This window comes from Pseudomonas sp. R19M, assembly GCF_050312585.1.
In the GTDB taxonomy this organism is placed as follows: domain Bacteria; phylum Pseudomonadota; class Gammaproteobacteria; order Pseudomonadales; family Pseudomonadaceae; genus Aquipseudomonas; species Aquipseudomonas palleroniana.
The window spans coordinates 262,680-269,596 of sequence record NZ_JBNPJV010000079.1 but is presented as its reverse complement, the minus strand read 5'-3'; the positions used below and the strand labels follow the sequence as shown (position 1 = coordinate 269,596).

Annotated in this window: 5 protein-coding genes and 2 tRNA genes; 2 read left to right on the top strand and 5 right to left on the bottom strand. The window is 60.4% G+C overall.

The genetic code is table 11. From position 1 onward, the window contains the following. The 4 genes from ACQRBT_RS18035 to uvrB all read right to left on the bottom strand — a co-directional run bounded on the left by ACQRBT_RS18035 (position 1) and on the right by uvrB (position 4,069). Positions 1-76 (bottom strand) — tRNA-Glu (locus ACQRBT_RS18035). Between the two features lie 78 nt (positions 77-154). After that, positions 155-230 (bottom strand) — tRNA-Ala (locus ACQRBT_RS18030). 147 nt (positions 231-377) lie between these two features. After that, positions 378-1,859: a glutamate--tRNA ligase gene (gltX, locus tag ACQRBT_RS18025; protein ID WP_090369783.1), complete on the bottom strand. Its 1,482-nt coding sequence runs from the start codon at positions 1,857-1,859 to the stop codon at positions 378-380. A gap of 194 nt (positions 1,860-2,053) precedes the next feature. Beyond that, positions 2,054-4,069, bottom strand: a complete 2,016-nt coding sequence (gene uvrB / locus ACQRBT_RS18020) for an excinuclease ABC subunit UvrB (protein WP_244699789.1) — start codon at positions 4,067-4,069, stop codon at positions 2,054-2,056. Between the two features lie 344 nt (positions 4,070-4,413). On the opposite strand from uvrB, the gene ACQRBT_RS18015 reads away from it, so the two are divergent. Then, positions 4,414-5,610, top strand: coding sequence for an amino acid aminotransferase (locus ACQRBT_RS18015; RefSeq protein ID WP_412046341.1), 1,197 nt, complete (start codon positions 4,414-4,416; stop codon positions 5,608-5,610). 100 nt (positions 5,611-5,710) lie between these two features. Next, entirely contained in the window at positions 5,711-5,923 is a 213-nt protein-coding gene (locus ACQRBT_RS18010) for a hypothetical protein (RefSeq protein WP_060755801.1), read from the top strand. Between the two features lie 26 nt (positions 5,924-5,949). On the opposite strand, the gene ptrR is transcribed toward ACQRBT_RS18010, so the two are convergent. Then, the gene (ptrR, locus tag ACQRBT_RS18005; protein WP_090369782.1) at positions 5,950-6,822 is read right to left on the bottom strand and encodes a putrescine utilization regulator PtrR; all 873 of its coding nucleotides are present in this window, start codon (positions 6,820-6,822) and stop codon (positions 5,950-5,952) included. Positions 6,823-6,917: the final 95 nt, after the last annotated feature.

The following is a 6,917-nucleotide window of genomic DNA, read 5'->3' as shown; positions in this document are numbered from 1 at the left end:
TGGCGTCCCCTAGGGGACTCGAACCCCTGTTACCGCCGTGAAAGGGCGGTGTCCTAGGCCACTAGACGAAGGGGACAAAACCTTCTGAACAACTGATCAGTGCTGAGAACTGATCGATTCAAGGATCGGTGTGGCCAGACCTTGAACCTGTAATTGGTGGAGCTAAACGGGATCGAACCGTTGACCTCTTGCATGCCATGCAAGCGCTCTCCCAGCTGAGCTATAGCCCCTCATCGGTGAGGACGGGGCGAATCTTAATGGCGGTTTGGAAGTGTGTCAAATTTATTTTCAACAATTTCCAAAATTTTTTGCCGGGATAACAACCACTTACCGGCGAAACCCCGGAAAACCTGGGTTTCGCCGTTACCACAGCCTGCTTAAGCGATCGCGCCCAGCAGCTTTTCCCACTCTTTGTTTTCTTTCTTCGACACACCACCAAGCAAATCAAGGGCTTGGCGCAGACGGAAACGCGTGAGGTCCGGGCCGAGGATTTCCATCGCATCGAGCACCGACACCGAACTGGCCTGCCCGGTGATCGCGGCAAACATCAGCGGCATGGCATCACGCAATTTCAGTTCAAGGGATTCAACCACCGCCTGGATCGTTGCGGTAATCGCCTCTTTCTCCCACTGACGCAGGCTTTCGAGCTTCCACAGGATCAGCTGCATCAACTGGCGAACCTGATCGCCCGAGAGCTTCTTGGACTCGAACAGCTTGGCATCCGGGTTCACGCCACCGGCAAAGAAGAAGCTGGCCAGCGGTGCAACCTGGCTGAACGTCTCCACCCTGCCCTGCACCAACGGTGCGATCTTCATCATGTACTCGGGGTTCAACGCCCATTGCTGCACACGACTGGCGAACTCTTCCACCGGCAGATCACGCAGCCACTGGCCATTGAGCCACGACAGTTTCTCGATATCGAAGATCGGCCCACCCAGCGACACCCGGGACAGGTCGAAGTTGTCGACCATTTCCTGCAGCGAGAACTTCTCACGCTCGTCCGGCATCGACCAGCCCATGCGGCCCAGGTAGTTGAGCATCGCCTCCGGCATGAAGCCCATACGCTCGTAGAAGGTCACCGAGGTCGGGTTCTTGCGCTTGGACAACTTGCTCTTGTCCGGGTTACGCAGCAGCGGCATGTAGCACAACTGCGGCTGCTCCCAGCCGAAGTACTCATAGAGCAGGATCAGCTTCGGCGCCGACGGCAGCCATTCTTCGCCACGCAGCACGTGGGTGATGCCCATCAGGTGGTCGTCGACCACGTTGGCCAGGAAGTACGTCGGCAGGCCGTCGGTCTTCATCAGCACCTGCATGTCCATGCGGTCCCACGGGATCTCGACGTCACCGCGCAGCATGTCCGGCACTACGCACACGCCTTCGCTCGGCACTTTCATGCGGATGACGTGCGGCTCGCCTGCGGCCAGGCGCCGAGCCACTTCTTCTTTCGACAACAACAGCGCACGGCCATCGTAGCGCGGGGTTTCACCGCGTGCCATTTGCTCGGCACGCATCTGGTCCAGTTCCTCTGCGGTGCAGAAGCAGGGGAACGCGTGCCCCATGTCGACCAATTGCTGGGTGTACTGCTTGTAGATGTCGCTACGCTCGCTCTGGCGATACGGACCGTGCGGGCCGCCGACGTCCGGGCCTTCCGCCCAGGTAATGCCCAGCCAGCGCAGGGCATCGAAAATCTGCTGTTCCGACTCGCGGGTAGAACGCAGTTGGTCGGTGTCTTCGATCCGCAGGATGAATTCACCACCGTGCTGCTTGGCAAAGCAGTAGTTGAACAAGGCGATGTAAGCAGTGCCGACGTGGGGATCCCCAGTAGGCGATGGCGCAATGCGCGTGCGGACGGTGGTCATGGCAGGTCTCGAATGGGCGATAAAACTGAAAATTCAAACAAGGGGCGAATGGTAACAGCCTGGGTGATTTCTGGAAAACCGAGGGGATGCCATCGGGGGCAAGCCCCCTCCCACCTTGACCGCATTCTCATGTTGGAAATCGGCCGGAGTGGGAGGGGGCTTGCCCCCGATGAGGCCGGTGGGTTCAGCGCAAATCAGACAGCGAGCAGCCGCTCACGCAACTTGCCAATCTCATCGCGTGTCTGCGCCGCCGCCTCAAACTCCAGATCCCGCGCCAATTGGTACATCTTCTCTTCCAACTGCCGAATACGCTTGGTGATCTCACTCGGCGAACGCAGTTCGTTCTCGTACTTGGCGCTCTCCTCGGCCGCCTTGGCCATCCCCTTGCGTTTCTTGCTGCGCGAGCCGGGTACAGTGGCGCCTTCCATGATATCGGCGACGTCCTTGAACACGCCCTTGGGCGTAATGCCATTGGCGAGGTTGAAGGCAATCTGCTTGTCGCGACGCCGCTCGGTCTCGCCAATCGCCCGCTCCATGGAGCCCGTCATGCGGTCGGCGTAGAGAATCGCACGCCCATTGAGGTTACGCGCAGCTCGGCCAATGGTCTGGATCAACGAGCGCTCCGATCGCAGGAAGCCCTCCTTGTCCGCATCCAGGATCGCCACCAGTGACACTTCCGGCATATCCAGGCCTTCACGCAACAGGTTGATGCCCACCAGCACATCAAAGGTGCCCAGGCGCAGGTCGCGGATGATTTCCACGCGCTCCACGGTGTCGATGTCCGAGTGCAGGTAGCGCACGCGCACGCCGTGGTCGGCCAGGTAGTCGGTGAGGTCTTCGGCCATGCGCTTGGTCAGCGTGGTCACCAGCACCCGCTCCTCCACGGCCACGCGCTTGTTGATTTCCGACAGCAGGTCGTCCACCTGGGTCAACGCCGGGCGGATTTCTACCTGCGGGTCGACCAGGCCCGTCGGCCTGACCACCTGTTCGATCACGCGTCCGGCATGCTCGGCTTCGTAGTTGCCCGGCGTTGCGGAGACGAAAATGGTCTGCGGGCTGATGGCTTCCCATTCATCAAAGCGCATCGGCCGGTTATCCAGCGCCGAAGGCAGGCGGAAGCCGTATTCCACCAGCGTTTCTTTACGCGAACGGTCGCCCTTATACATGGCGCCGACCTGCGGCACGCTGACGTGGGACTCGTCGATCACCAGCAAAGCGTCGGGCGGCAGATAATCGTAGAGGGTCGGCGGCGGCGCACCGGCTTCGCGGCCCGACAAGTAGCGCGAGTAGTTTTCGATCCCGTTGCAGTAGCCCAGCTCCAGGATCATCTCCAGGTCGAAGCGGGTGCGCTGCTCCAGGCGCTGGGCCTCTACCAGCTTGTTATTGGCGCGCAAGTATTCCAGGCGCTCAGCCAGCTCCACCTTGATCCCCTCGATGGCGCCCATCAGGGTTTCACGGGGCGTCACGTAGTGGCTTTTCGGATAGAAGGTAAAGCGCGGCAACTTGCGGATCACCTCGCCGGTCAACGGGTCGAAAGCCGACAGGCTCTCGACTTCATCGTCAAACAGCTCGATGCGGATCGCTTCCAGGTCGGATTCGGCCGGGTAGATGTCGATCACGTCGCCACGCACGCGGAATGTGGCGCGGGCAAAGTCCATATCGTTACGGGTGTACTGCAAGCTGGCCAGGCGGCGCAGCAGTTCGCGCTGGTCGAGTTTGTCGCCGCGGTCGACGTGCAGCACCATCTTCAAATAGGTTTCCGGGCTGCCCAGGCCATAGATGCACGACACCGTGGTGACGATGATCGCGTCCTTGCGCTCGAGCAACGCCTTGGTCGCCGACAGCCGCATCTGTTCGATGTGGTCGTTGATCGACGCATCCTTTTCGATAAAGGTGTCGGACGACGGTACGTAGGCCTCGGGCTGGTAGTAGTCGTAGTAGGAAACGAAGTACTCCACCGCATTGTTCGGGAAGAATGCCTTGAACTCGCCGTACAACTGCGCGGCCAGGGTCTTGTTCGGTGCCAGCACCAAGGTCGGGCGATTGAGCTGGGCGATGACGTTGGCGATGCTGAAGGTCTTGCCCGAACCGGTTACCCCGAGCAGCGTCTGGTGCGCCAGGCCGGCCTCGATACCCTCGACCATCTGGCGAATGGCTTCCGGCTGATCGCCGGCGGGTTCAAAGCGGGTGACGAGTTGGAAATCCGACATAACGTACCTCGTGAAGTCACCCCCAGACTGTAAACCCGTCGAGGACGAAATAGACCACCCTCCGCGAAGATTCAGCGCGGGGAGTAGGAAAAGATCATGATAGCCATAGAACTGGTGGCGAATGTGACGGGTTTCAAGGCAATCGTCCTACTTGCCGTTCGGAATCAATGTTGCAATAAGACTAACGGTCAGCAAATAAACCGAAAAACTTGGCCGAAAAGCCGTTTCGGTTGTCGCCTCAAGCGGTGATGGCCTCTATACTAGCTCCCCGTTTGTGCACCGCTCTAGTGCCTTCGGCCGGAGCGCGACACGTCCCTCCTTTCCCCCATAGAGCTGCCGCAAAAATGAGCCTGTTCTCCGCTGTCGAAATGGCACCACGCGATCCTATCCTGGGCCTCAACGAAGCATTCAACGCCGATACACGTTCCACCAAGGTCAACCTTGGCGTAGGCGTTTACTGCAACGAGGAGGGGAAGATTCCACTCTTGCGTGCCGTTGCCGAAGCGGAAGCCATTCGCGTGGCGCAACACGCTGCCCGTGGCTACTTGCCGATCGACGGCATCGCCGCCTATGACAAGGCCGTACAAACCTTGCTGTTCGGCGCCGAGTCGCCACTGCTGAGCGCCGGCCGCGTCGTCACCGTCCAGGCCGTGGGCGGTACCGGCGCCCTGAAGATTGGCGCCGACTTCCTCAAGCAACTGCTGCCCAACGCCGTCGTCGCCATCAGCGACCCGAGCTGGGAAAACCACCGCGCGCTGTTCGAAACCGCCGGCTTCCCGGTGCAGAACTACCGCTACTACGACGCCGCCACCCACGATGTGAACCGTGCCGGCCTGCTGGAAGACCTCAACGCCCTGCCGCCACAGTCCATCGTCGTGCTGCACGCCTGCTGCCACAACCCGACCGGCGTCGACCTGAGCCCGGCCGACTGGCAGAACGTGCTGGACGTGGTCAAGGCCAGGAACCTGGTGCCGTTCCTCGACATGGCCTACCAGGGCTTTGGCGACGGCATCCACGAAGACGCTGCAGCGGTGCGCCTGTTTGCTGAATCGGGCCTGACCTTCTTTGTGTCCAGCTCGTTCTCCAAGTCGTTCTCCCTGTACGGCGAACGTGTCGGCGCGCTGTCCATCGTCGGCGAATCCAAAGAAGAAAGCGCGCGCATCCTGTCCCAGGTCAAGCGCGTGATCCGTACCAACTACTCCAACCCGCCAACCCACGGCGCGGCAATCGTGGCAGCAGTGTTGAACAACCCTGAGCTGCGCGCCCAGTGGGAAGCCGAATTGGCCGAAATGCGCCTGCGCATCCGTGGCATGCGTGAGCAGATGGTCGCCGACCTGGCCAAAGCGGCTCCAGGCCATGACTTCAGCTTCGTCGGCCGCCAGCGTGGGATGTTCTCCTACTCGGGCCTGACCGTTGAACAAGTCACCCGCCTGCGCAGCGAGTTTGGTATCTACGCGCTGGACACCGGGCGTATCTGTGTGGCGGCGTTGAACCAATCGAACATTGATGCCGTCACAAAGGCAATCGTTCAGGTGCTGTAAACCTGTAGCCGTTGCACGCGAGGGGGAAGCCGATGGCTTCCCCTTTTTCGTCTGCAGCTCCTAGACTGAACCCCAACTGCCCCTTTGCTGTGAGAGCCTCATGAGAAACGATGACCTGGACCTGCGCGCCGACCGCGATGAACTGGACGATGACTACACCCCGCGCGCACCACGCGCCAAGCGCCAGAAGAGCCTCGTCCTGCAAGTTGCGCTGGGGGTATTTCTGGGTGGGTTGGCCCTGTGGCTGGTGCAACTGGGCGCTACGGCGCTGATGGCAAAGCTGGCCATGGGCACCTTGCAGTTCGGCGGCTGATGAAATCGTGTGGATCTCACATTGATCTACGAAATTTCCAGCCCGCGTTCTTCCAGAAGTCTTACGAAGCTGTTCAAACTCTGCGACACCGTGCCCCGCCGCCAGATCAACCAGGTGTGCAAAATGCGGAAATTGTCCGCCAACGGCCACACACTCACGGCGGCAAATCCCGGCATGCTTTCCAGCATGCTGCGCGGCATCAATGCCAGGCCGGCCCCGGCGCTGACGCAGGCGAGCATGCCGTGGTAAGACTCGATCTCGAAGATCTTGCCTGGTACCGCGCCATCCTGGGAAAACCAGCGCTCCAAGTGGTGCCGGTAGGAGCAGTTCGAGCGAAACGTATAGATGCTCTCCCCGTTCACGTCCTGCCCCCGGTTGATCGGCGCGTGATGCAACGGCGCAATCACCACCATCTCCTCCTCGAATACCGGCACGCCTTCCAGCGTGGCATGCAGCACCGGCCCATCGACAAATGCCGCGGTCAGCCGACCTGACAGCACCCCCTCGATCATCGTGCCCGACGGCCCCGTGCTCAGGTCCAGCTCGACCTTGGTGTACTGCTGGTTATACGCCGCCAGCAACGTTGGGATACGCACCGCCGCTGTACTTTCCAGGGAGCCAAGGGCAAACGTGCCCTGGGGTTCCTCTCCCGCTACCGTCGCCCGGGCCTCCTGGACCAAGTCGAGAATGCGCCGCGCATAGCCGAGGAAATTCCAGCCGGCCGGTGACAGGCGCAGACGGCTCTTCTCACGGATAAACAACTCGACGCCCAAGTCCTGCTCCAGTTGCTTGATGCGCGTGGTCAGGTTCGACGGCACGCGATGAATCAACTGTGCGGCGGCGCTGATGCTGCCCTGCTCGGCAACCGCCTTGAAGATTTCCAGCTGCACCAGATCCAAATCATTCTCCAAACGTGAACGTATTGCTTAATATTATTCAGTTTCCAGAAAACATACAGCCCCGTACGCTGACCCCATTCCACTCATTCAGCAGG